Source organism: Bordetella sputigena (assembly GCF_965137885.1).
Classification (GTDB): Bacteria; Pseudomonadota; Gammaproteobacteria; order Burkholderiales; family Burkholderiaceae_B; genus Bordetella_C; species Bordetella_C sputigena.
Map to the genome: position 1 here is coordinate 114,716 of NZ_CBCSCA010000012.1, position 22,891 is coordinate 137,606.

General features: G+C 63.6%; 22 protein-coding genes. 7 read left to right on the forward strand and 15 right to left on the reverse strand.

The window, feature by feature from the left end:
• Window positions 1-7: 7 nt before the first annotated feature.
• From ACNA0R_RS21330 to metE, 7 genes are all read right to left on the reverse strand, one after another.
• On the reverse strand, window positions 8-130 hold the full coding sequence (locus tag ACNA0R_RS21330) for a hypothetical protein (RefSeq protein ID WP_415828072.1): 123 nt from the start codon (window positions 128-130) through the stop codon (window positions 8-10).
• A complete protein-coding gene (locus tag ACNA0R_RS21335; RefSeq protein WP_415828073.1) occupies window positions 117-836 on the reverse strand; it encodes a TerC family protein in 720 nt (239 codons plus the stop codon). The genes ACNA0R_RS21330 and ACNA0R_RS21335 overlap by 14 nt, the downstream gene beginning before the upstream one ends.
• A 122-nt stretch (window positions 837-958) precedes the next feature.
• Window positions 959-1,684, reverse strand: coding sequence for a TerC family protein (locus ACNA0R_RS21340; protein WP_415828074.1), 726 nt, complete (start codon window positions 1,682-1,684; stop codon window positions 959-961).
• A 477-nt stretch (window positions 1,685-2,161) separates the two neighbouring features.
• A complete protein-coding gene (gene sucD / locus ACNA0R_RS21345; protein ID WP_415828075.1) occupies window positions 2,162-3,043 on the reverse strand; it encodes a succinate--CoA ligase subunit alpha in 882 nt (293 codons plus the stop codon).
• A gap of 23 nt (window positions 3,044-3,066) precedes the next feature.
• Window positions 3,067-4,227, reverse strand: a complete 1,161-nt coding sequence (sucC, locus tag ACNA0R_RS21350; RefSeq protein ID WP_415828076.1) for an ADP-forming succinate--CoA ligase subunit beta — start codon at window positions 4,225-4,227, stop codon at window positions 3,067-3,069.
• A gap of 10 nt (window positions 4,228-4,237) precedes the next feature.
• Window positions 4,238-4,834 carry a DUF2889 domain-containing protein gene (locus ACNA0R_RS21355; RefSeq protein ID WP_415828077.1) on the reverse strand — a complete coding sequence of 199 codons (597 nt, stop codon included), beginning with the start codon at window positions 4,832-4,834 and terminating at the stop codon, window positions 4,238-4,240.
• Between the two features lie 137 nt (window positions 4,835-4,971).
• Complete coding sequence (gene metE, locus ACNA0R_RS21360; protein WP_415828078.1) at window positions 4,972-7,263, reverse strand: 5-methyltetrahydropteroyltriglutamate--homocysteine S-methyltransferase; 2,292 nt, start codon at window positions 7,261-7,263, stop codon at window positions 4,972-4,974.
• Window positions 7,264-7,469: 206 nt separating this feature from the next.
• Here metE and ACNA0R_RS21365 point away from each other — a divergent pair, with 206 nt between their 5' ends.
• Window positions 7,470-8,405, forward strand: a complete 936-nt coding sequence (locus ACNA0R_RS21365; RefSeq protein WP_415828079.1) for a LysR family transcriptional regulator — start codon at window positions 7,470-7,472, stop codon at window positions 8,403-8,405.
• A 5-nt stretch (window positions 8,406-8,410) separates the two neighbouring features.
• Here the strand turns inward: ACNA0R_RS21365 and recX are convergent, their stop codons facing one another.
• Together recX and recA are read right to left on the reverse strand one after the other, a co-directional pair.
• Complete coding sequence (recX, locus tag ACNA0R_RS21370; RefSeq protein ID WP_415828080.1) at window positions 8,411-8,959, reverse strand: recombination regulator RecX; 549 nt, start codon at window positions 8,957-8,959, stop codon at window positions 8,411-8,413.
• Window positions 8,960-8,965: 6 nt separating this feature from the next.
• Complete coding sequence (gene recA, locus ACNA0R_RS21375; protein WP_415828081.1) at window positions 8,966-10,024, reverse strand: recombinase RecA; 1,059 nt, start codon at window positions 10,022-10,024, stop codon at window positions 8,966-8,968.
• A 357-nt stretch (window positions 10,025-10,381) separates the two neighbouring features.
• Between recA and ACNA0R_RS21380 the strand changes: the two genes are divergently transcribed.
• The 3 genes from ACNA0R_RS21380 (at window position 10,382) to ACNA0R_RS21390 (ending at window position 14,377) form a co-directional block, all read left to right on the forward strand.
• Window positions 10,382-11,071: a response regulator gene (locus tag ACNA0R_RS21380; RefSeq protein ID WP_415828082.1), complete on the forward strand. Its 690-nt coding sequence runs from the start codon at window positions 10,382-10,384 to the stop codon at window positions 11,069-11,071.
• A 115-nt stretch (window positions 11,072-11,186) separates the two neighbouring features.
• On the forward strand, window positions 11,187-12,551 hold the full coding sequence (locus ACNA0R_RS21385; RefSeq protein WP_415828163.1) for a sensor histidine kinase: 1,365 nt from the start codon (window positions 11,187-11,189) through the stop codon (window positions 12,549-12,551).
• Between the two features lie 137 nt (window positions 12,552-12,688).
• Window positions 12,689-14,377: an MFS transporter gene (locus tag ACNA0R_RS21390; protein WP_415828083.1), complete on the forward strand. Its 1,689-nt coding sequence runs from the start codon at window positions 12,689-12,691 to the stop codon at window positions 14,375-14,377.
• Window positions 14,378-14,532: 155 nt separating this feature from the next.
• On the opposite strand, the gene ACNA0R_RS21395 is transcribed toward ACNA0R_RS21390, so the two are convergent.
• Window positions 14,533-15,450 carry an AraC family transcriptional regulator gene (locus ACNA0R_RS21395; RefSeq protein ID WP_415828084.1) on the reverse strand — a complete coding sequence of 306 codons (918 nt, stop codon included), beginning with the start codon at window positions 15,448-15,450 and terminating at the stop codon, window positions 14,533-14,535.
• Window positions 15,451-15,545: 95 nt separating this feature from the next.
• Here ACNA0R_RS21395 and ACNA0R_RS21400 point away from each other — a divergent pair, with 95 nt between their 5' ends.
• Entirely contained in the window at window positions 15,546-16,295 is a 750-nt protein-coding gene (locus ACNA0R_RS21400) for an SDR family oxidoreductase (RefSeq protein WP_415828085.1), read from the forward strand.
• A gap of 247 nt (window positions 16,296-16,542) precedes the next feature.
• On the opposite strand, the gene ligD is transcribed toward ACNA0R_RS21400, so the two are convergent.
• Both ligD and ACNA0R_RS21410 read right to left on the reverse strand, forming a co-directional pair.
• On the reverse strand, window positions 16,543-17,553 hold the full coding sequence (gene ligD, locus ACNA0R_RS21405) for a non-homologous end-joining DNA ligase (protein ID WP_415828086.1): 1,011 nt from the start codon (window positions 17,551-17,553) through the stop codon (window positions 16,543-16,545).
• Window positions 17,554-17,687: 134 nt separating this feature from the next.
• Window positions 17,688-17,906: a hypothetical protein gene (locus tag ACNA0R_RS21410; RefSeq protein ID WP_415828087.1), complete on the reverse strand. Its 219-nt coding sequence runs from the start codon at window positions 17,904-17,906 to the stop codon at window positions 17,688-17,690.
• A gap of 188 nt (window positions 17,907-18,094) precedes the next feature.
• On the opposite strand from ACNA0R_RS21410, the gene ACNA0R_RS21415 reads away from it, so the two are divergent.
• Window positions 18,095-18,994, forward strand: a complete 900-nt coding sequence (locus ACNA0R_RS21415; protein WP_415828088.1) for a recombination-associated protein RdgC — start codon at window positions 18,095-18,097, stop codon at window positions 18,992-18,994.
• 99 nt (window positions 18,995-19,093) lie between these two features.
• On the opposite strand, the gene ACNA0R_RS21420 is transcribed toward ACNA0R_RS21415, so the two are convergent.
• Both ACNA0R_RS21420 and ACNA0R_RS21425 read right to left on the reverse strand, forming a co-directional pair.
• Window positions 19,094-20,383 carry an aspartate carbamoyltransferase gene (locus ACNA0R_RS21420; RefSeq protein ID WP_415828089.1) on the reverse strand — a complete coding sequence of 430 codons (1,290 nt, stop codon included), beginning with the start codon at window positions 20,381-20,383 and terminating at the stop codon, window positions 19,094-19,096.
• A gap of 72 nt (window positions 20,384-20,455) precedes the next feature.
• The gene (locus ACNA0R_RS21425) at window positions 20,456-21,730 is read right to left on the reverse strand and encodes an MFS transporter (RefSeq protein ID WP_415828090.1); all 1,275 of its coding nucleotides are present in this window, start codon (window positions 21,728-21,730) and stop codon (window positions 20,456-20,458) included.
• Window positions 21,731-21,799: 69 nt separating this feature from the next.
• On the opposite strand from ACNA0R_RS21425, the gene ACNA0R_RS21430 reads away from it, so the two are divergent.
• A complete protein-coding gene (locus ACNA0R_RS21430) occupies window positions 21,800-22,432 on the forward strand; it encodes a TetR/AcrR family transcriptional regulator (protein WP_415828091.1) in 633 nt (210 codons plus the stop codon).
• Here ACNA0R_RS21430 and ACNA0R_RS21435 read toward each other — a convergent pair.
• Complete coding sequence (locus ACNA0R_RS21435) at window positions 22,417-22,887, reverse strand: YidH family protein (protein ID WP_415828092.1); 471 nt, start codon at window positions 22,885-22,887, stop codon at window positions 22,417-22,419. The genes ACNA0R_RS21430 and ACNA0R_RS21435 overlap by 16 nt on opposite strands.
• Window positions 22,888-22,891: the final 4 nt, after the last annotated feature.

Consider the following 22,891-nt stretch of genomic DNA (forward strand, 5'->3'; position numbering starts at 1 on the left):
GGCGCGTTCAAGCAAAATGGGCAGCGGCCACGGTGACGATGACGCCGATCACGGCAAGGATGAACAGGCCTTGGAGCAGGCTCAGGCCCGTTTCGGATTCCTGGGATTTACCGGTTTTACGCAGACTCATGAAGCGATTCCTTGGAGACGACTTTCCGGCTTGCCAGCCAGCGTCCCAAGAGAACGACGAGCAGCGCGCCGATGATTTCAGCGCCCAATTTAACCATAGCCGGTTGCGGCCCGAATTGACTTTCGACAACTACATCGGTGACGATCATGCCGCCCGCGATCCAGCCCAGCAGGCCCGCGCCGAAGGTGACCACCAGCGGGTAACGGTCGATCAGCTTGAGCACCAGGGTCGAACCCCAGATGATGATGGGCACGCTGACCAGCAGGCCGAAGACGACCAGGCCGATCTGGTGACCGGGATCCGCGTTCTGCGCGGCGCCCGCGATCGCGATGACGTTGTCCAGGCTCATGACGAAGTCGGCGACGATGATGGTCTTGATGGCCGCCACGACCGACGAACCGCCCTTGATCTTGTCGTGCCCTTCGTCTTCCGGCATCAGCAACTTGACGCCTATCCACACCAGCAGCAGACCGCCGGCGACCTTCAGGAAGGGGATGTTGAGCAGGGTGAGCGCAAAGGCGATCAGCACCACGCGCAACAGGATGGCGCCGGCGGTGCCCCAAAGAATGCCTTGCATCCGTTGCTTGGGCGCCAGGTTGCGGCAGGCCAGCGCGATGACCACCGCGTTATCCCCGCCCAGCAGGATGTCGATCAGGATGATCTGGAAAACGGCCGCCCAACTGAGCGTCTGGAAGAATTCAAGCACGTCACAACCCCCACAACATGATTTTGATCCAAGCCGATTGGAGCAAAAGCTCTGCCCGCGCGCCAGCGGTGTGCACGGCGGCGGGCCACGGCCCTAAGCAGGGATTGTAATTCAGCTTTAAGTCAGATTCGCTCCGGCCTATTAAGATTTTTGTCAGCTTGATGACGGGATGACATCAGCTTGCCCAGGATGAGCACCAGGATGGCGCCGCAGGCGCCGGCCATCAGGGCCAGGTTGTGCTCCGTCGTCCCCAGCGCGGTATCGATGCGCACGACCGAATCATGCAAGGCGGGATCGCCCACCAGCAGCTCGCCGGCGATAAAGCCCAAGAGCGCGGCGCCCACCCAGACGATCAGCGGGAAACGCTCGATGACCTTCAGGAGCAGCGTGCTGCCGAAGATAACCAGCGGAATGCTGATGGCCAGGCCCACGACCAGCAGCGTGGTGTCGCCCATTGCGGCCGCCGCGACGGCCACGACGTTGTCCAGGCTCATGACCAGGTCGGCGATCATGATGGTGCGTATGGCCGACAGCAGGTTGCCGTGCGACTTGGCATCGCCCTCGTCGTCGTCTTCCGGCTTCAGCAAGGACACGCCGATATACACCAGCAGCACCGCGCCGATCAGCTTCAGCCACGGCAGCAGCAGCAATTTGGCGGCGACCAGCGTCAGCACGATACGCATGATGATCGCCGCGGCCGAACCGATGACGATGGCTTTCTTCTGCTGGGCTGGCGGCAACGAGCGGGCCGCCAGCGCGATCACCACGGCGTTATCGCCGGACAGAAGAATATTGACCCAGATGATTTGCAGAAGCGCGAGCCAGAAAGCGGCTTGTGTTAATTCCATACCCCTCGTCCTCGATCCCTCAGTGGTTTGAAAAGCCGAACCCCATCCCGGCGCCGCGATCGCAAGGGCCGCTTTACGCACGTGTTTATTTATCGTGGGGAACGCTCGACATTATATCGAGGCGATAACAAAACATTCAGCTGATTGTCGGATTTCTGACGGAATTTCGGAGGTTTTTTGGCAGATTCGGGCGTTATGGCCGAGCTGCTTCCCATATTCTTTCAAACATCTTTCTTATAGCTGAATAAAAACTGAATAAACATCAACACATCACCGCGCCCGACGATTCGCGATACTCATTAAGTCTGAATTTAAACTGAAAAGAAATTGAATAAATTCTGAATGATAACTGACTATAAACTGAACATAGACAGGGGACTCAGTTAGCCTCGAGCGTAAAAAAAACCCGCCAGTGGCGGGTTTTTCAGCGCGGGATAATCCAGGAATCGGATCATCCCGTTGCCGGACGAGCGACGATCAGAGGACCGACTTCAGCAGCTTGCCCATTTCCGACGGATTGCGCGTGGTGCGGATGCCGCAGGCTTCCATGACTTCCAGCTTGGCGTCCGCGGTATCGGCGCCGCCGGAGATCAGCGCGCCGGCGTGGCCCATGCGCTTTCCGGGAGGCGCCGTGACGCCGGCGATGAAGCCGACCACCGGCTTCTTCATGTTGTCCTTGGCCCACTGGGCGGCGGCGACTTCGTCCGGACCACCGATTTCGCCGATCATGATGACGGCATCGGTTTCGGGATCGTCATTGAACAGCTTCAGCACGTCGATGTGCTTCAGGCCGTTGATGGGGTCGCCACCGATACCGACGGCGCTGGACTGGCCCAGGCCCAGTTCGGTCACCTGCGCAACGGCTTCGTAGGTCAGCGTGCCGGAACGGCTGACGATGCCGACGCGGCCCTTGCGATGGATGTGGCCGGGCATGATCCCGATCTTGATTTCATCGGGCGTGATCAGGCCGGGGCAGTTCGGCCCCAGCAGCAGCGTCTTGCTGCCCTTCTGCTTCATGCGGTTGCGCACTTCCAGCATGTCGCGCACCGGGATGCCTTCGGTAATGCAGATGGTCAGGTCCAGCTCGGCTTCCACGGCTTCCCAGATCGCCGCGGCGGCGCCGGCGGGCGGCACGTAGATGACCGACACGGTCGCGCCGGTGTCGGCCTTGGCTTCCTTGACCGAAGCGTAGATGGGAATGCCTTCGAAGTCTTCACCCGCCTTCTTGGGGTTCACGCCGGCCACGAAGGCGGCCTTGCCGTTGGCGTAGTCACGGCACATGCGGGTATGGAATTGCCCCGTCTTGCCCGTGATGCCCTGGGTGATGACTTTAGTGTCCTTGTTGATCAAGATCGACATTTATGAATCCTTGGCAATAACTCTTATTTGACGGCGGCAACGACTTTGGTGGCCGCTTCGGCCATGGTGTCGGCGCTGATAATGGGCAATCCGGACTCGGCCAGCATCTTCTTGCCGAGTTCTTCGTTGGTGCCCTTCATGCGGACGACCAGCGGAACGTTCAGGTTGACGGCCTTGCACGCGGTGATGACGCCTTCGGCGATCACGTCGCAGCGCATGATGCCGCCGAAGATATTGACCAGGATGGCCTTCACGCTCTTGTTCTTGAGCATGATCTTGAAGGCTTCCGTCACTTTTTCCGCGGTGGCGCCGCCACCGACGTCCAGGAAGTTGGCCGGCTCGCCGCCGAACAGCTTGATGGTGTCCATCGTGGCCATGGCCAGGCCGGCGCCATTCACCAGGCAGCCGATGTTGCCGTCCAGCTGAATGTAGGCCAGGTCGAACTTGCTGGCTTCGATTTCAGCGGGATCTTCTTCGTCCAGGTCGCGGTAGGCGACGATTTCCGGGTGGCGGAACAGCGCGTTGGAATCGAAGTTGAACTTGGCGTCCAGGGCGATGATATTGCCCTTGCTGTCGCGGTTCAGGGGATTGATCTCGACCAGCGAGGCATCCGTTTCCATGTAGCACTTGTACAGCTTCTGGAACAGATCCACGGTCTGGGCGGTGGAACCGGCCGGCATGCCGATGGCATCAGCCACCTTCTTGGCCTGCTCGGCGGTCACGCCAACCAGCGGATCGATGTATTCCGTGATGATCTTGTCCGGCGAGGAGTGAGCCACTTCCTCGATGTCCATGCCGCCTTCGCTGGACGCGATCAGGGCGACCTTCTGCGTGGCGCGGTCGGTGACCAGCGACACGTAGTATTCCTTCTGGATATCCGCGCCTTCTTCGATGTACAGGCGATTGACCTTCTGGCCTTCCGGACCGGTCTGGTGCGTCTTCAGCTGCATGCCGAGGATTTCGCCGGACAGCTTGCGCACTTCGTCGATGGAACGAGCCAGCTTGACGCCGCCGCCCTTGCCGCGGCCGCCGGCATGGATTTGCGCCTTCACGACCCAGACAGGTCCGCCCAGTTTTTCCGCCGCGCTAACGGCCTCTTCGACGGAGAAGGCGGGAATACCGCGCGGCACGGGCACGCCAAATTTCTTCAGCAGTTCCTTGCCTTGATACTCGTGGATTTTCATGTGTTACCTGTCAGGTCGTATGAGAAAAAAGAGAAGAATCAGAAGCGGCATCCTCGGCCGTGACTTCGCCGGTATACCACTTGGGGTAGTACTTGAGGACCACCGGCCCGTCGGTACTGAGGGCATGGCAGCCGTCCAGCTGGAATGGCCGCTTGCCCGGATCGGGACTTTCGCGCCGCCTGCCCGCCATGGTCTGAACCGCCGCGGTCGGCAGGACCAGCGCCAGCTCGCTCATGTGCGTACAGCCCGCCACGCGCCCGAAACGCGTCTTGACTTGCTGGCGAAACCCCTTGACCAGATTCATGCCCACCAGATCCCGATAGGCGTCATCGATGACGGTGCAGTGATCGCCATAGGGCGCCGCGTCGTAAGCCGCCTGCGCGGCAACGATCGTATAGCTGTCGTCGATGGTGATCCGCAGGTGCATATGGTGCACGGGCTCTCCGGCGTGCAGGGTATCGCCTTCGTGCTTGACGAAGTCATACGCCTTGACGTCGATGAGCTCGGCTTCGATGTCCCATAGGCCGTCTTCGCGCGCATAGCCCTGCACGCGTATCGAACGCGTGTGCAAGGGCTTGCGGGGAACTTGCGGCGGGGGCAAAGGCATGCTTATCCGATGAGGTTGCTGCAAGACGGTTGCTGCAAGGCAACAAAACCTTCAAAGTATAGCGCACGGTCCTTCTTCAAAAAACCGGGGCCGGTCTTCGCGGGGAAGACCGGCCCCAGGATGGGGACAGAACGGTATCAGGCCTGGGCGCGCAATTGCCGCGCGGCGTCAACCATGCTGACCAGGGCGGCTTCGGTTTCAGGCCAGGCACGGGTTTTAAGGCCGCAGTCCGGATTCACCCACAGCCGTTCCTTGGGCAGGCTGCCGGACGCCTTGCGCATCAGGCCGACCATCCAGTCGACGTCCGGCACATTCGGCGAGTGAATGTCATAAACGCCCGGACCGATATCGTTCGGATAGCGGAAATCCTCGAAAGCCTTGAGCAGCTCCATATTCGAGCGCGAGGTCTCGATGGTGATGACGTCAGCGTCCATCGCCGCGATGGATTCGATGATGTCGTTGAACTCCGCATAGCACATGTGCGTATGGATCTGCGTATCCTCCTGCACGCCGCCGGTGGATAGCCGGAAGCAATCCACCGCCCAGTCCAGGTAGGCCTGCCAATCGGCGCGCCGCAGCGGCAGCCCTTCCCGAATCGCGGGCTCGTCGATCTGGATGACCCGGATGCCGGCCTTTTCCAGGTCGACGACCTCATCGCGCAAGGCCAGCGCCAGCTGCCGGCAGGTCTGTTCGCGCGGCTGGTCGTCGCGCACGAAAGACCACTGCAGGATGGTCACCGGACCGGTGAGCATGCCCTTGACCGGCTTGTCCGTCAGCGACTGCGCATAGGACGACCAAGCCACCGTCATGGGCGCCGGACGGGCGACGTCGCCGAAAATGACGGGCGGCTTGACGCAGCGCGAGCCGTAGCTCTGCACCCAGCCATTGCGGGTGAAGGCGAAGCCGGCCAGCAGCTCGCCGAAGTACTCCACCATGTCGTTGCGCTCGGGCTCGCCGTGCACCAGTACGTCCAGGCCGACTTTCTCCTGGAAGCGGATGACGGATTCGATTTCCTTGCGTATCGCCGCCTCGTAGGCCGAGTCGCCCAACGCCCCGGCCTTCCAGTCGCGCCGCAACGCGCGGATTTCCGCGGTTTGCGGGAAGGAGCCTATGGTCGTGGTGGGAAATGCCGGCAAACGCAGCTTTTCCTGTTGATGGACGATGCGTTGCGCGAAGGGAGCGCGGTCGCGCCGCACTTGCGCGGCATCGGCCATGCGCTTGGCGACCGCCGCATTGTGGATGCGCGGCGAGCGCGCCCGGTCGGCGAGCGCGGCACGTTGTACGCGCAATACATCCTCCACCGGCGCCTCCTGGCTGCCATCCAGCGCGCGCGCCAGCGTACGGACTTCGTCCAGCTTTTGCACGGCGAAAGAGAGCCAGCTCTTGAGCTCGTCATCCAGTTCCGTTTCATAGGCCAGGTCCACCGGCACGTGCAGCAGCGAGCAGGACGGCGCCAGCCAGAGACGGTCGCCCAAGGCGGCCTTGGCCGGCGCCAGGGTCTCCAGCGCGCCATCCAGATCCGTGCGCCAGATATTGCGGCCGTTCACGACACCGGCCGATAGGACCTTGGAGCCGATGACCTGCAGCAGCGGCGTCAGTTGTTCCGGCGCGCGTACCAGATCGACATGCAGGCCGGCGACCGGCAAGGCGGCGGCGGTCGCCAGATTGTCCTGCAAGCCATCGAAGTAGGTCGCCACCAGCAGCTTCAACGAACCGCCGGCCAGGCGAGCGTAGCTGGTGGCGTAGGCTTCGCGCCAGGCGGCTGGCAGATCCAGCGCCAGGATCGGCTCATCGATCTGCACCCATTCGACGCCCAGCTCGGCGATCCGCCGCAGCACTTCGATATAGACGGGGATCAGTCCGGCCAGAAGGTCCAGTTTGGCGGCATCGCCCGCGCTCTTGTAGGCATCGCCCTTGCCCAGCCACAGCCAGGTCAGCGGGCCGGGGATGACGGGCTTCACGCGATGGCCGGCCTGGCGCGCTTCGCGGATCTGGTCGAACAGCGACTCGCGCGCGATGCGGAAGGTCTGTGCCGGCGTCAGCTCGGGCACGATGTAGTGGTAATTGGTATCGAACCACTTGGTCATCTCGCAGGCGGCGGCCGGCGTGCCGGTGGGCGCGCGACCACGCCCCATGCGGAACAGGGTATCCAGGCTGACGGGGATATCGTCAGGCTGGCCGAAACGGGCCGGCACGGCGCCCAGCAGCGTGCTCCATTCCAGCACATGGTCATACCAGGCAAAGTCGCCGACCGGGATCAAGTCCATGCCCGCGTCGGCCTGGACCTTCCAATGCCGCGCGCGCAATTGCCGGCCTGTTTCCTCGAGTTCGGCCAGCGACGATTTGCCGGCCCAGTACGCTTCCACGGCGCGCTTCAGCTCGCGCTGCGCCCCTATGCGCGGAAAACCCAGATTATGAATCGTGGTCATAGAAATCGAAGATCCAACAAAAATTGTTCAAGTCCGGGCATTTTGCGCGCGTTCGTGCTTGAATCAAAATCAATGTTTGCAACGATTACTTGAGATATTCTCATATAGAATTGCAAACCTGGCTGGCAGGGAGATGGCGCCGCTCCTTCGCTCCACTGCAGCGCCGGCCCGCAGGCCTTTCCCCGGATATACCGCCCCATACCCCTATGCTCGAAATTCGCCACCTGGAAACGCTGGCAGCCATCCGCGACGGAGGTAGCCTGCAGGAAGCCGCCGAACGACTGCACTTGACGCAGTCCGCGCTGTCGCATCAATTGCGCGAGCTGGAATCCCGCCTGGGCACGCCGCTGCTGAACCGCAGGACGCGGCCGGCGCGCCTGACCACCGCCGGGCTGCGCGTGCTGGCGCTGGCCGACGACATTCTCCCCAGACTGCGGGCGACCGAACGCGAACTGCAGCGGCTGGCAGCCGGGCGCACGGGCCGGCTGCATCTGGCGATCGAATGCCATTCCTGCTTCCAGTGGCTCATGCCGGCCATGGACGCGTTCCGCGTGCAGTGGCCTGAAGTCGCGCTGGATCTGTCCGCGGCATTTTCCTTCGCGCCCTTCCCCGCTCTGCTGCGCGGCGACCTGGACCTGGTGATCACGTCGGATCCGCAAACGCTGGAAGCCATCGAATACGTGCCGCTGTTCGGATATGAGCTGGTGCTGGCGGTGTCCGAATCCAACCCCCTGGCCAACCAGCGCTATGTCCAGCCCGAGCAACTGGCCGACCAGACGCTGATCACCTATCCGGTCGACCGGCAACGCCTCGATGTTTTCACGGCCTTCCTGGACCCCGCCGACGTGGAACCCGCCACCGTACGCAAGGCGGAACTGACACCCATCATCGCGCAGCTGGTCGCCAGCAATCGTGGCGTGGCGGCACTGCCGAATTGGGCGCTGACCGAATACCTGGGACAGGGATGGCTGAAGGTGTGCCATCTGGGACCGCAGGGGGTATGGCGCACGCTGTACGCTGCGATCCGCAACGAGGATGCCGATGCGCCCTTCATCAAGGACTTCCTGACCATCGCCAGGGATGTGTGTTTCCGCACCCTGGCCGGGATCAAATCAGCCGGGCACGGGTCGGCGGGCCGGTAGGCGCGTCAATCTTCCCCGTCGTCGCCCAGGACCCGACGGATGACGTCGTGGGCGAATCCACGCGCCGCCAGAAAACGCGCCTGCTTGGCATAGGCGGCACGATCGGCCGGCCGAGCGCCAAAGCGCTTATTCCACACCGCGAGCGCGCGATCGTATTCGGTGGCTTTCAGGCCATCACGCAATTCCCCGATCTGCGCCTCATCCACGCCATGCTGGCGCAGTTCCTGCACGATGCGCGCCGCCCCCTGGCGTTCGGCGCGGCGGTGGACCAGGCTTTCGGCAAAGCGACGGGTGGATAGCCAGCCTTCCCGTTCCAGGTCATCGAGCAGCGCATCCAACGCCGCCTGATCCTCGGTGTACGCACCGAGCTTGCGCGCGAGTTCCACCCGGGCGTATTCGCGGCGTGACAGATAAGCGACCGCGCGCGCCTTGAGCGAGGGCCCGCGCTTTTCCGGAGCACGGTCGCGGTCTCGATCGCCGAGCGCAAACGGATCGTCGTCCGAGCCATCCGGCGCATGGTCCGGACGCCATGCGCCGCGGCGACCGGCCACCATGGCGGTTTAGTCCTCTTCGGCTTCGCTGGCGGCGAACGTGTTGGCGCGGCTGACGATGCCCTGGTTTTCGCGGATGCGGTTTTCGATTTCGAGCGCCATGTCGCGATGTTCCTTCAGGTACTCGCGCACGTTGTCCTTGCCTTGTCCGATACGGTCGCCGTTGTAGCTGTACCAGGCACCCGACTTGTCGACGATGCCCGCCTGCACGCCCAGGTCGATGATTTCGCCTTCGCGCGAGATGCCGCTGCCGTACATGATGTCGAATTCCGCCTGCTTGAAAGGCGGCGACACCTTGTTCTTGACGACCTTGACACGCGTTTCGTTGCCGATGACTTCCTCGCCCTTCTTGATGGAGCCGATGCGGCGGATATCCAGCCGGACGGAGGAATAGAACTTGAGCGCGTTGCCACCGGTGGTGGTTTCCGGATTGCCGAACATGACGCCGATCTTCATCCGGATCTGGTTGATGAAGATCACCATGCAATTGGTGCGCTTGATGGTGGCGGTCAGCTTGCGCAGTGCCTGGCTCATCAGGCGGGCCTGCAGGCCCGGCAGGGAATCGCCCATTTCCCCTTCGATTTCGGCCTTGGGCACCAGCGCGGCGACCGAGTCGATGACGATCAGGTCCACCGAACCCGAGCGCACCAGGGCGTCGGTGATTTCCAGTGCCTGTTCGCCGGTGTCGGGCTGCGAAATGAGCAGATCGGTCAGGTTGACGCCGAGCTTGGCGGCATACTGCACGTCCAGGGCATGTTCCGCGTCGACGAAGGCGCACGTGCCGCCGATCTTCTGCATTTCGGCGATGACTTGCAGCGTCAGCGTGGTCTTGCCCGAGGATTCCGGGCCGTAGATTTCGATTACCCGACCGCGCGGCAGGCCGCCGACGCCCAGGGCGATGTCCAGGCCCAGCGAGCCCGTGGACACCACCTGGATGTCATGCTCGACCTCGTTGTCGCCATACCGCATGATCGATCCCTTGCCGAACTGCTTTTCGATCTGCGATAGCGCGGCGGCGAGCGCCTTGGCTTTTTCCGAGGCGGCTGCCTTGCTGGTTTTATCGTCCATGAAATGTCCTGTCTGACGTTCTAGCGATTGGTTCTGGCGAATGGGTATAGCGAACGGGTATAGCGATCGTCCGGCGTGATGATCGGGTGACCTGCCCCGCGGCCTGGCGGCGCCATGTCCGCGAAGGGACAACCGAGGATCACGTCCCTGGCCGGGATTATGGCACCTGATTATACTGTACAAAAAAACAGTATGACAAATTCTTCCGCGCCCCGCCGCGATGTGCCCGCCCGTGCCGGCGCCCTCCCGCGTTATCCCGTCTGGGCAAGGCCCAAGGGACATGACAGAATCCGCGCCAGGAGACCAAACAGCCCGGAGACCATCCGGCACCATAAGAATCCACGGGAGAGCGGGTCCATGCGCATACTCATCGCCGAAGACGACAGCATCCTGGCCGACGGTCTGTCCCGCTCATTGCGGCACAGCGGCTACGCCGTCGACGCCGTCCGCGACGGCATGGCGGCCGACCTGGCGCTGACTGCCCAGGCTTTCGATCTGCTGATCCTGGACCTGGGGCTCCCGCAGTTGACGGGATTGGAAGTCCTGCGGCGGCTGCGCGCCCGCAACACCCAATTGCCGGTGCTGATTTTAACCGCCGCGGACAGCATAGAGCAGCGCGTCAAGGGCCTGGACCTGGGCGCGGACGACTATATGGCCAAGCCTTTCGCCCTGTCCGAACTGGAAGCCCGCGTGCGGGCGCTGACCCGGCGCGGCGCCGGCGGCGGCGCCAGCCTGATCCGCCACGGCCGTCTGGTGTTCGACCAGGCGGGCCGCGTGGCGTCGGCGGACGACCAACCGCTGGACCTGTCCGCGCGCGAAATCAGCCTGCTCGAAATCCTGTTGATGCGCAGCGGCCGCATGGTCAGCAAGAACCAGTTGGTGGACCATCTGTGCGAATGGGGCGATGAAGTCAGCACCAATGCCATCGAAGTCTACGTCCATCGCCTGCGCAAGAAACTGGAACCGACCGGCGTCCGCATCATGACCGTACGAGGCCTGGGCTACTGCTTGGAACGGGACCATGGCACCGCCGAGCTGGCGCACTGAAACACACCGCGTCGCGCCGCTGAACCAGGAAGCGCTGGACATTCTGCGCAACGGGACGCGCGGCCCCTCCGTCGCCCTGCCCCGGCGCTCCCTGCTGGGTGAAATCCTGGACTGGATGCTGGCGCCGCTGTTTCTGCTGTGGCCCATGAGCGTGGCCATCACCTATGTCGTCGCGCAGAATATCGCCGACGTGCCGTACGACCGCGCGCTCGCCAGCCATTTGCGCGTGCTGGCGCGCAACGTCCAGACGGTCGACGGCAAGCCCGCGCTGGACATGACCGAACCCTTGCGCGGCATGCTGCGCGCGAACGAAACCGACAGCGTGTTCTGGCTGGTGCTGGGCGGACACGGCCAGTATCTTGGAGGCGACCGCGAACTACCCCTGCCCAAGGGCGCGGACGTGGTCGCGCCAGGGACCATACGCTACGAAGACAGCACGCTGCGCGGCTTCGCCATTCGCCTGGCCTATACGCGCGTGGACGCCGGCGCGCCACACGCTGCCCCGGCGCTGGTCATCGTGGCGGAAACGGCGGAACGGCGCGCGCAGCTGGCCAACGACATCATCAAAGGCGTGATCATCCCGCAGTTCGTCGTGCTTCCCATCGCGGTACTGCTGGTGTGGTTCGGCCTGACGCGCGGCGTCGCGCCCTTGAACGCCCTGCAGCAGCGTTTGCGGGCGCGCCGGCCGGACGATCTGTCGCCCATCGACGAACGGGCCACGCCCAGCGAGATCGCGCCGCTGGTCGCGGCGATCAACGATCTGCTGGAACGGCTGTCGGCCACGGTACAGACACAGCGCCGCTTCGTGGCCGACGCGGCGCATCAATTGAAGACGCCGCTGGCGGGCCTGCGTACCCAGGCGGAACTTGCCTTGCGCGATGCCAGCGCGGACGAAATGCAGACCAGCTTGAGGCAACTGGTCGCCGGATCGGAACGCGCCACGCGGCTGGTCAATCAACTGCTGCTGCTGGCGCGCGCGGAAAATCCGGCGACCGTCGGCATGGCGTCGGTGGACCTGAATGTATTGGCATACGAACAAACTACGCAGTGGGCGCCACAGGCCCTGAACATCGGCATCGACCTCGGATTCGAGGAAGCCGGTCACTCCGTCACGATTGCCGGCAATGCCATTCTGCTGGCGGAACTGCTCAATAATCTGATCGACAACGCGCTGCGCTACACGCCCGGCGGCGGTCGCGTCACCGTGCGTGTATGCGCCCTGCCCGGTGCCGCATTGCTGGAAGTCGAGGACTCCGGCCCGGGCATACCGCCCGAAGAACGGGAGCGCGTATTCGACCGCTTCTACCGCGTGCTGGGAACGGCGGCGGAGGGCAGCGGGCTGGGGCTGGCCATTGTGCGCGAAATCGCGCAAAAGCATGGCGCCACGGTGCAACTGATGGATCACCCGACACCGGGCAGCACGCAGCGCGGACTGAAAATCGCCATACGCTTTCCGCTTAATTTACAAACAGACACATAAATAGCGGACCGCGTCAGGCAAACGTCAGACCCTCGTCAGACTTCTTGCCTACCGTGGCGGTCAGCCTCCCCGCTTCGCGGGCGAGTCTGCACATACCGAGCACGGCGGACAGCGCCGGCCATCCTTGAGGAGACATCATGAGCACAGCATCCATGCCGCGCCCGGGAGCCGTTGCGGCCCCGACTCCCATGACCCGCAATGAACGCAAAGTCATCTTCGCGTCTTCGCTGGGCACCGTTTTCGAGTGGTACGACTTTTATCTCTACGGCTCGCTGGCGCCCATCATAGCCCTGCACTTTTTCTCCGGTGTCAATCCAACCGCCGGCTTCATTTTCGCCCTGCTCGCCTTCGCCGCCGGTTTCGCGGTGCGGCCCTTTGGCGCCTTGGTGTTCGGCCGCCTGGGCGACCTGGTGGGGCGCAAGTACACATTCCTGGTCACCATCGTGATCATGGGCCTGTCCACCTTCCTGGTCGGCGTCCTGCCCACCTATAGCTCGATCGGCATCGCCGCGCCGGCGCTGCTGATCGTGCTGCGGCTGCTGCAAGGCCTGGCACTGGGCGGCGAGTACGGCGGCGCCGCGACCTATGTGGCCGAACATGCGCCCATGGGGCGCCGCGGCTTCTACACCAGCTGGATCCAGACCACGGCAACTCTGGGCCTGTTCCTGTCGCTGCTGGTCATCCTGGGCGTGCGGTCCTACGCGGGCGAAGAGGCCTTCCGCGAGTCCTGGGGCTGGTGGCGCGCGCCCTTCCTGCTGTCCTTCGTGCTGCTGGCCATCTCCGTATGGATCCGGCTGCAGCTCAGCGAATCGCCCACCTTCCAGCGCATGAAGGAAGAAGGCAAGGGCTCCAAGGCGCCCATCAGCGAATCGTTCGGAGAATGGAAGAACCTGAAGATCGTGATCCTGGCGCTGCTGGGGCTGACGGCGGGCCAGGCGGTGGTCTGGTACACCGGCCAGTTCTATGCGCTGTTCTTCCTGACGCAAACGCTGAAGGTAGACGCCAACACGGCCAACATCATGATCGCCGTGGCGCTGCTGATAGGCACGCCCTTCTTCGTCATCTTCGGCGCCCTGTCCGATCGTATCGGCCGCAAACCCATTATCATGGCCGGCTGCCTGATCGCCGCGGTGACATACTTTCCGATCTTCCAGGGCCTGACGCACTTCGCCAACCCCGCGCTGGAAAAAGCCCAGGCCTCCGCGCCCGTAACCGTTATCGCGGACCCGGCGACCTGCTCCTTCCAGTTCAATCCGGTCGGCACCTCGTCGTTCACCAGCAGTTGCGATATCGTCAAATCGTTCCTGGCCCGCAACTCCGTGAACTACAAGAACGAGGCCGCCCCGGCGGGTTCGGTGGCCAAGGTGCGCATCGGCACGGACGAGTTCCAGTCCTTCGACGGCAAGTCGCTCGCGCCGGCGGACTTCAAGACCCGCTCGGCCGAACTGGACAAGTCGCTGACCGCCGCGATCCGCGGCCATGGCTACCCCGCCAAGGCGGATCCCGCGCAATCGAACAACGTCATGGTGGTAGTGCTGCTGACCATACTGGTGATCTACGTCACCATGGTCTACGGCCCCATCGCGGCGATGCTGGTGGAGATGTTCCCGACCCGTATCCGCTACACCTCGATGAGCCTTCCGTATCACATCGGCAACGGCTGGTTCGGCGGATTCCTGCCGCCACTCGCATTCGCGATCGTGGCGGCCACGGGCAACATCTACGATGGCCTGTGGTATCCGATCATCATCGCGGTGATGACGCTGATCATCGGTGTCCTCTTCGTGCGCGAGACCAAGGACGTCGACCTCAACAAGGACTACTAGTCCACCCGGCCCCTGCCGGCCGGGACGCTGCACCCGACCGGCCTTTTACAAAGCTCCCTGTCGGGGGCTTTTTTTTCGCCGGGCGGCCGACGGCAACAATACCCTCCTGGAGGCCGGCAAGCGCTTTAGCGGCGCGGCGTGGGTGATTTTCTACTTCACACGGTGCCGGCGGGGATTTCATCCGTGCCCCGGCCATAGCGTATCGGCGACTGCCCCACATGGCGCGCGAAGGCAACACTGAAAGTACTGGCCGAGCTGTAGCCCACCCGCTCCGCAATGCGATCGAGACTCAGCGCCTGCTCACGCAGCCAGCGCTTGGCCAAGGCCATTCTCCAGGCAAGCAAATACGCCATCGGTTTCATCCCGACGACACGCTCGAAGCGGGCAAAGAAAGCCGAGCGCGACAGGGCAGCCTGTGCGGCCAGCTTTTCCACGGTCCACGGCAGTCCCGGGTCGGCATGCAGCGCACGCAAGGCAACGCCCACGCGCTGGTCGGCCAGGCCTCTCGCCAGGCCGGGCGCTGTCGTCAAGCTCGCGCCGCCGCGCAACGCTTCTATCAGCAGCAGCTCCAGCAAACGATCCAGCACGGGCTCACGAGCCGGACGCTGCGCGCGCGTTTCGTCGCCGACCCATTGCACAAGCGCCGCCAGCCGTGGCTCGCCCCGCACCAGCATCACCTGAGGCAAAAGCGGCACCAGCAATGCGGCATCGGCGGGACTGAAGCCGCAATGACCAATGCGCATCCGCACATCGGCGGGTCCGTCTTGCCGTCCGACTCGGAAATGCCCATCGCCGATCCGCACCGGGGACGTTTCAGCCGCGCTTTTCCGGCCGCTCACATTGGTATTGACCAATTTGCGCATCGCGGGCACCAGCACGAAATCCCCTGCCTTCAGCACCATCGGAGCATGGTCGTCCACCGCCAGGCAGCACTGCCCCTCAAGCACGGCGCAATAAAACGGCTCGCGCGTGCGAGGCGGTACCACGCGCCAGGCGCCAGCGCCTTCCACCAATTTGGAGCCGCGCGCCGAGGGCTGCAACAACGCGACTATTTCAGCAAGCGGATCGCTCAATCAGGACTCTTGCAAACAAAAAGACGACTGCGGATTGTATTTGGTCCTGTGACACGCGCCTATCATGCCCCATCCAAGCACACCAGGAGCAACACATGCCCACTGTTTTCATCACAGGTTGTTCGTCGGGATTCGGGCTTGACACCGCCCGCCTGTTCCTCGACCGCGGCTGGAATGTCGTCGCCACCATGCGCACTCCCCGTCCGGACGTCCTTGCAGAATCGGACCGCCTGCGCGTGTTGCCGTTGGACGTCACGGACCCGGACAGCGTGGCCCGCGCCATCGCGCAGGCTGGCGAGATCGATGTACTCGTCAACAATGCCGGTTTCGGTGCGCCGTCGCCTATCGAATTGACCTCGCTGGAGACAGCCCGTTCGCTGTTCGAAACCAATACCCTGGGTACGTTGAGCGTGATCCAGGCGGTGCTGCCGCGATTCCGTCAACGGCGGGCCGGAGTAGTGATCAACGTTTCCTCGACCGTCACCCTCAAGGCGCTCCCGGTGGTGGGGATATACCGGGCCAGCAAGGCGGCGGTGAATGCGCTGACAGAATCGCTGGCCGTGGAGATGGCGCCGTTTGGCGTGCGCGTCCATCTGGTGCTGCCGGGCCGTTCTCCGGAAACCCGCTTTGGAGAAAACGCTCGCGCTCATATGCGCGGGCTGGACCACCCGCAGTATGCGCCAATGATCCAGGGCTTCATCGCCAGCGTGATACAAGATACCGGCCCCGTCACGCAGCCCGCGGATGTGGCTGCGGCGGTCTGGCGAGCCGCAACCGATCCGGCGGCCCCCGCGCGCATTCCCGCCGGCGACGACGCCAGACAGTGGTTCGCTGAAGCAACATGAACGGACCTTGCCCGTGCTGATCCGATTCAGGACGATGTCAGAGCGTGGCGAATAGACTCAAGACTCAGATCACGGCCTTGCGCATGATCTCCGGACGATCGATCCCCCTGTCCGGCGATTGCAGGGCCGCACTCTGACACCGATGCCGCGCTCCCCGCGAGCCTTAAACAGCGCGACATCGTGTGCTCCCGTACCGGCCCGACTTCCACAGTCGGGCCGTTTTTTTTTCGCGGTTCGTGGCGCGCCGCTATGCCTGGGCTTTCTCGCCGTCGTCATGCGCGGCCGCCGCGCGGCGCATGGCGGCCGTCAGCGCCTTACGCGCGCCGGCGTACCCCGCCCAGGGATCGTCCCGCCACGCATGTATCCGTTCGACGACATTACGTACATTGAACGCCGGGCCGCGTGGATCCTCATCGCTATCCAGAACGTCCCAGGAGATCGGCATGGCAACCGGCGCGCCGCCGCGCGCACGCACCGAGAACGCCGCGACGGCGGTAGCGCCATCGCTATTGCGCAGGTAGTCGATAAAGATATGTCCCTGCCGTTTGGCCTTCGCCATATTCGCGACAAAGACATCCGGCTGCTCATGCTCCAACTGCTGCGCGATGGCTTTGCAGAAGCCGCGAACCTCGTCCCAGCCCAGCGTTGCGCGTATGGGCACCACCACATGCAAGCCCTTGCCACCCGTGGTTTTCAGGAAGGGCGTTAATCCCAATGCGACCAGCCTATCGCGCACCGTACGGGTCGCCTGCGCCACGGACCGCCACGCTGTGCTCGGATCGGGGTCCAGATCGAAGGTCAGTCGGTCCGGCTTGTCGGAACCCGGGAGCTTCGCGCCCCAGGTATGGAATTCGATCACGCCACGCTGCACCAGGCCGATGACGCCGGCGATATCGCGGATCACCAGCATATCGCCGTCGACCTCCACGCCCGCGGGCAAGTGGTCGTGCATATGCTTCTGGAAAAAACACTCGCCGGCTATCCCTTCCGGACAGCGCAGCAAGGCCACGCGGCGGTTGGCCAGATGCGGCATGATGAAAGCCGCCACCGATTCGTAGTACCGCGCCAGATCCAGCTTGGTGATGGCGGGGTCGGTGAACAACTGGCGGTCGGGATGCGTGATCGCGACCCCGAGCACGCGCGAGTCAGCGGCGTTGACCGCCGTCGAAGTTTCCGCGGCCGCGTGATCGGGCGCGCGGGCGGCACGCTTCGCAGGGCGTACACCCTTGGACGTGCTTGCAGATCCGGTCTGTGCCATGGGGCGACTCCTTGCAATACCAACGCGCCGCGAAGGCAATCCACATGCCCGGCCACCACCGCCCTGGCATCCACTTACCCCGGCGGCCGGCCGCCGCGGGCGCCCGGCCGCGTCGCGATACGGGCGGTCCGCTATCAGCGGCGCATGCCGACGCCGATCGCCACCACACCGACCACGATCGCGGCAATGCCGGCCCATTGCGGGATAGGTACCGACTTCGTGGTTTCCGCGGTGGCCTTGACCGATCCGATCTGCACAATGGTGTCCTCGGACTTGTAGCTGAAGCCCTGATAGACCAGCGCAACGACCCCAAGAACGATCAAGATCGCGCCAATGAAGGTGACAGGTTTCATAAAAGCCTCCCGGTTCTGTTGTTGTTTCGCGGCCGCAGGTCGGCGCTGCGGCGGACGATACCCCAGAGCAGAACGGCTGTCCGTGACAGAACGTGTCGGCCCTCGCCGGCGCCGTGGACGCTTGGGACAGGGACGCCAAGCGGCGGATCGGAAGGGTCGTATAGAATCCACGCTTTTGCCCGACGCTTATGTGGTTCAAGAATCTGAAGATTTACCGCCTTTCCCCGTCCTGGGCGATGAAGGACGAACAGCTGGAAGAGGCGCTGGCCAAATTCGCCTATCAGGGCGGCAACACCCTGGAAATGCAGAGCCTGGGCTGGATACCCTCCCGGGAAAACCGCGGACTGGTCCATACCGTCAACGGACAGATGCTGCTGACGCTGCGGGCGGAAAAGAAACTGCTGCCGGCCACCGTGGTCAACCAGGTCGCCAAGGCGCGCGCGCAGGAAATCGAGGAGCAGCAAGGCTACAAGCCGGGCCGCAAACAGATGAAGGAAATCAAGGAACGGGTCACGGATGAACTGCTCCCCAAGGCCTTCAGCATCTACCGCGATACACGCGTCTGGATCGACCCCGTCAACCGCTGGCTGGTCGTGGATGCCGCGGCGTCGGCCAAGGCCGACGAGGTCCTGGGCCTGCTGGCGAAGTCCATCGACCCCTTCCCGCTGGAAAGCCTGTATGTCGCGCAATCGCCCGCCGCCGCGATGACGGGCTGGCTGGCGGAAGACGAAGCGCCCGCCAATTTCAGCATCGACCAGGACACGGAACTGCGGGCTTCCGGCGAAAGCCGGGCGGCCATCCGCTACGTCAAGCACACCATAGACGCCGACGACGTGCGTCGCCACATCCAATCCGGCAAGCAGTGCACGCGGCTGGCGATGACCTGGGCCGATCGCGTTTCCTTCGTACTGACCGAGTCGCTGGACGTCAAACGCGTGGCGCCACTGGACGTGCTGAAGGAAAACACCGACAGCATGGCGCAGAACGACGATGAAAAGTTCGACAGCGACATGGCGCTGATGACGGGCGAGCTGGCAAAGCTGATGGCCGAACTGGTCGAAGCCCTGGGCGGCGAGAAACGCGGTTGATGGGGCGTTTAGCGTCGCGATTGCAAGTGCAATCGACAGCGCAACGGACGACCCGGTCGCCAACCCGGTAGGCAGCCGCGTCCGCGGCTGCCCGCGCGATCAATCCAGGCCGTGGAAGGCCGAGTCGTCCGGCCCCACGTGCGAGGGATGCCGCCACGTCACATCGCGCATCGAATGCTGCACCAGGCCTTCCACGCCCAGCAGCACCGCGAAGATCGCCATGCGGATGGGAATACCGTTATCCGTCTGGCGGAATATCGCCAGGCGCGGATCATGGTTCAGGTCCACGCTCAGGTCGTTGGCGCCCGGCCGGCTGTCGCGCGGCAGCGGATGCATGACGATGGTCTCCGGACCGCAATAGGTATCGATGATCGCGCGATTGATCTGGAAGTCCGGGGTATAGCCCTCCTGCGCTTCGTCGGCGAAACGTTCCTTCTGCACGCGCGTCGCATAAATGACGTCCGCGCCCTGCAAGCCGTCCAGCGACTGCTTCTGCTCGATCACATTGTCGTGCTTGGCGGCCTGCTCGATGATGTACCCGGGCATTTCCAGTCCAGGGGGCGAAATCAACGTGAACTTCACGCCGCGATATAGCGCCAGCAGCTTGATCAGCGAATGCACGGTACGGCCGTATTTCAGGTCGCCGACCATCGCGATGTGGGCACCGTCCAGCAGCTTACCCAGGCGGGAGAACTCGGTAAGGATGGTGTACAGGTCCAGCAGCGCCTGGCTGGGATGTTCGCCGGGACCATCGCCGCCGTTCACCACGGGAATATTGGTGGCGCGCGCGAACTCCGCGACCGAGCCCTTTTCGGGATGGCGGATCACCATGGCGTCGACGTAGCCGCTCATCACGCGGCTGGTGTCATAGATCGACTCGCCCTTGGCCATGGACGAAAAGGTGAAGCCGGTGGTGTCGCACACCGACCCGCCCAGGCGGCAGAAGGCGGCGCCGAAACTGACTCGCGTGCGGGTGCTCGCTTCGAAGAACAGGTTGCCCAGGACGGCGCCTTCCAGCACGCGCGAGACCTTCTGCCGCCGCGCTATCGGCTGCATCATGTCCGCCACGCGGAACAGGTCTTCCACCGATTCCCGCGAAAACTGGTCCACCGACAATAGCTGGTGCTTCCCTTCCACGGCGATGCGGTCGCGCAGCGGGCCATCCTGCCCGTTCTGCGCATACTTTTCCCGCAGATCGCCGTTCTGCACGATCTCGGTGACGAAACGTTCCACCACCTCGGGCATCGCGCGAAATTCCTGCGAGCCTTCCGGTAACAGCCAGGTATCCAGGGCACGGCGCTTGACGCCGATGCGGGCGGCGAAAACGTCGCGCGTCAGGTTCAGGCGACGCATCGCATCGCGCAGGAAAGCTTGCTGGGAAATGGACATGGCAGCCTCGATGTATACGCTCTGCGTATATTAACCAGGCCACCCACGAACGTCCAATGGATTTTGCGTATATCAGGCGACCACCGCCCCCACACGTGTCTTGGCCTTCCGGATCTGCAACGCGATGACGGCGGCGATGATGCCGGTCGCCCCGGAAATAATGAACGCCATGAAATAGCTGCCCTGGGCCTGCCGCACGGCGCCCGCCATGAAGGCGGCGCTGGCCGCTCCCACCTGGTGCCCCGCCACGATCCAGCCGAAAACGATGGGAGCATCCCGCTCGCCAAAGCTTTCCACCGCCAGCTTCAGCGTGGGCGGCACCGTCGCGATCCAGTCCAGCCCATAGAACACCGCAAAAATCCCCAGGCTGTAGATCGAGAAATCGGAGAACGGAAGAAAGATCAGCGACGCCCCGCGCAGCCCGTAGTACATGAACAGCAACTTGCGGGGATCGTAGCGATCAGTCAGCCAGCCGGACGCGGTCGTCCCCACCAGGTCGAACAAGCCCATCATGGCCAGCAGGCCGGCGGCGCGCACTTCGGCAATGCCCTGATCGCTGCACAGCGCAATGAAGTGCGTACCGATCAGGCCGTTGGTGGTAAAGCCGCAAACGAAAAAGGTCGCGAACAAGAACCAGAAATTGCGCGTGCCGATGGCGCGCTTCAGGGCGCCGAACGCGGCCTTTAAGGGATTGGCATGAACCGGCGCCGGGGGCACGTGATCGGGTTCCGCGCCATAGGGCACCAACCCGATATCGGAAGGGCGTTCGGGCATCAGCCACCAGGCCAGCGGTACCAGCGCCAGGCAGACGAGCGACACCGCGATAACCACGGGGCGCCAACCGCCGGCTTCGGTCAAGGCCGCCATGCCAGGCAGGAAAATCAACGTGCCCGTCGCCGTACTCGCCGTCAGGATGCCCATCATCAAGCCCCGATGCTTGACGAACCAGCGATTGATCACCGTCGCGCCGAATACCACCGCCACACAGCCCGTCGCCAACCCCGAGAGCACGCCCCAGGACAGGATCAAGTGCCACGGCTGGGTCATCCACAGGCTGGCGCCGCTGGCCACCGCCATCAGCGACAGGGCGCAGATCAACGTACGGCGCACGCCGAAACTTTGCATCAGCGCGGCGGCGAAAGGACCGACCAGCCCGTACAGGAAAATGCCGATGGCGGCCGATAAGGACGTCACATCCCGGCCCCAGCCGAATGCCTGTTCCAGCGGCACGATCAGTACGCCCGGCGCGGCGCGCTGGCCGGCGCCCACCAATAGCGCGATAAACGCCATCGCAACGACGACGAAGGCATACTTCTGTCCAAATGGCCTGGAACGGGCTATAGTCATGTTACTTACCGGTACGTTTCTGAGTCGCGAATCTTACGTACCGATCGGTAACATTGTCAAGCGATACCTATGACCCAAGCCTTACCCCCTACCACCCCGGCCGGCAGCCATACCGCTTCGCCCAAGCAGCCCCGCGCGGCCGAGCGTATACGCCGCACCGCGCACGAGCTTTTCTACCGGGACGGCATACGCGCCGTCGGGGTCGATGAAATCGTCACCCGGGCGGGCGCGACCAAGCCGACGCTTTACCGCAGTTTCGGCTCCAAGGACGAATTGGCCGCCTCGTACCTCAAGGACTACGACGCTGCTTTTTTCCAACGCTTCGATGAAGCCATACGACCTTACGCGGGCGATCCGCGGGCGCAACTGCTGGCGTACTTCCGGCACGTCGTCCAGCGTGTCGCCAGCCCCGGCTACCGGGGCTGCGCCCTGACCAACGCCGTTGTCGAATACCCTGGAGACCACGACGTCCATCCAGGCCGGGCCGTCGCGGAAGCGAACAAACACGCCCTGCGCGCCCGTCTGCGCGAACTGGCCGCCGCCGCGGGGGCCACCGATGCCGACGCATTGGGCGATGCCCTGCTACTGCTGCTTGAAGGCTGCTTTGTCTCGGCCCAGATCTTCAAGCAATCCGACGGCGGCCCGGCGCGTAGCGTCGCGGACGCGGCGGACAAATTGATATCGGCCTACCTGGCGGGGTGAAACTCGCCCCCTAGTCGCAGTGATGGGACGGCCAGCGCCGCATCCGTGCGATAGGACACATCGTTTTGCGGCGCATTGGCCGCCGCGCCGGCGGCGCCCCAACACCCCATCACAAATGCCGCGACGCTGGCGAAGTACGCCAGCGCGGCCAATATCAAGGGCAGCCAATGGCCCTTGCCGGCCCTTCCCGCGGCAATTTGCCGGAAGACGCTGAAATGCGCCAGATAGGAAAACAGGACGCCGACGGCGCAGGCAGCCAGGCCCAGCGCGTAGGCGGCGATCGGCTGCCGCAGATCCGGCGGATCTACGTCGCCCCCCACCACCCCGAGTGAAAACGCCAGCAGCATCAGCGCGGCGATGCCATTGATCCATCCCAGGAAACGGAAACCCGACAGCGCGTGGGAAGTCAGCGCTTGATAGGCGTTGGAAGAGCGAGGGTGATCTGTGTAATCCATGGTT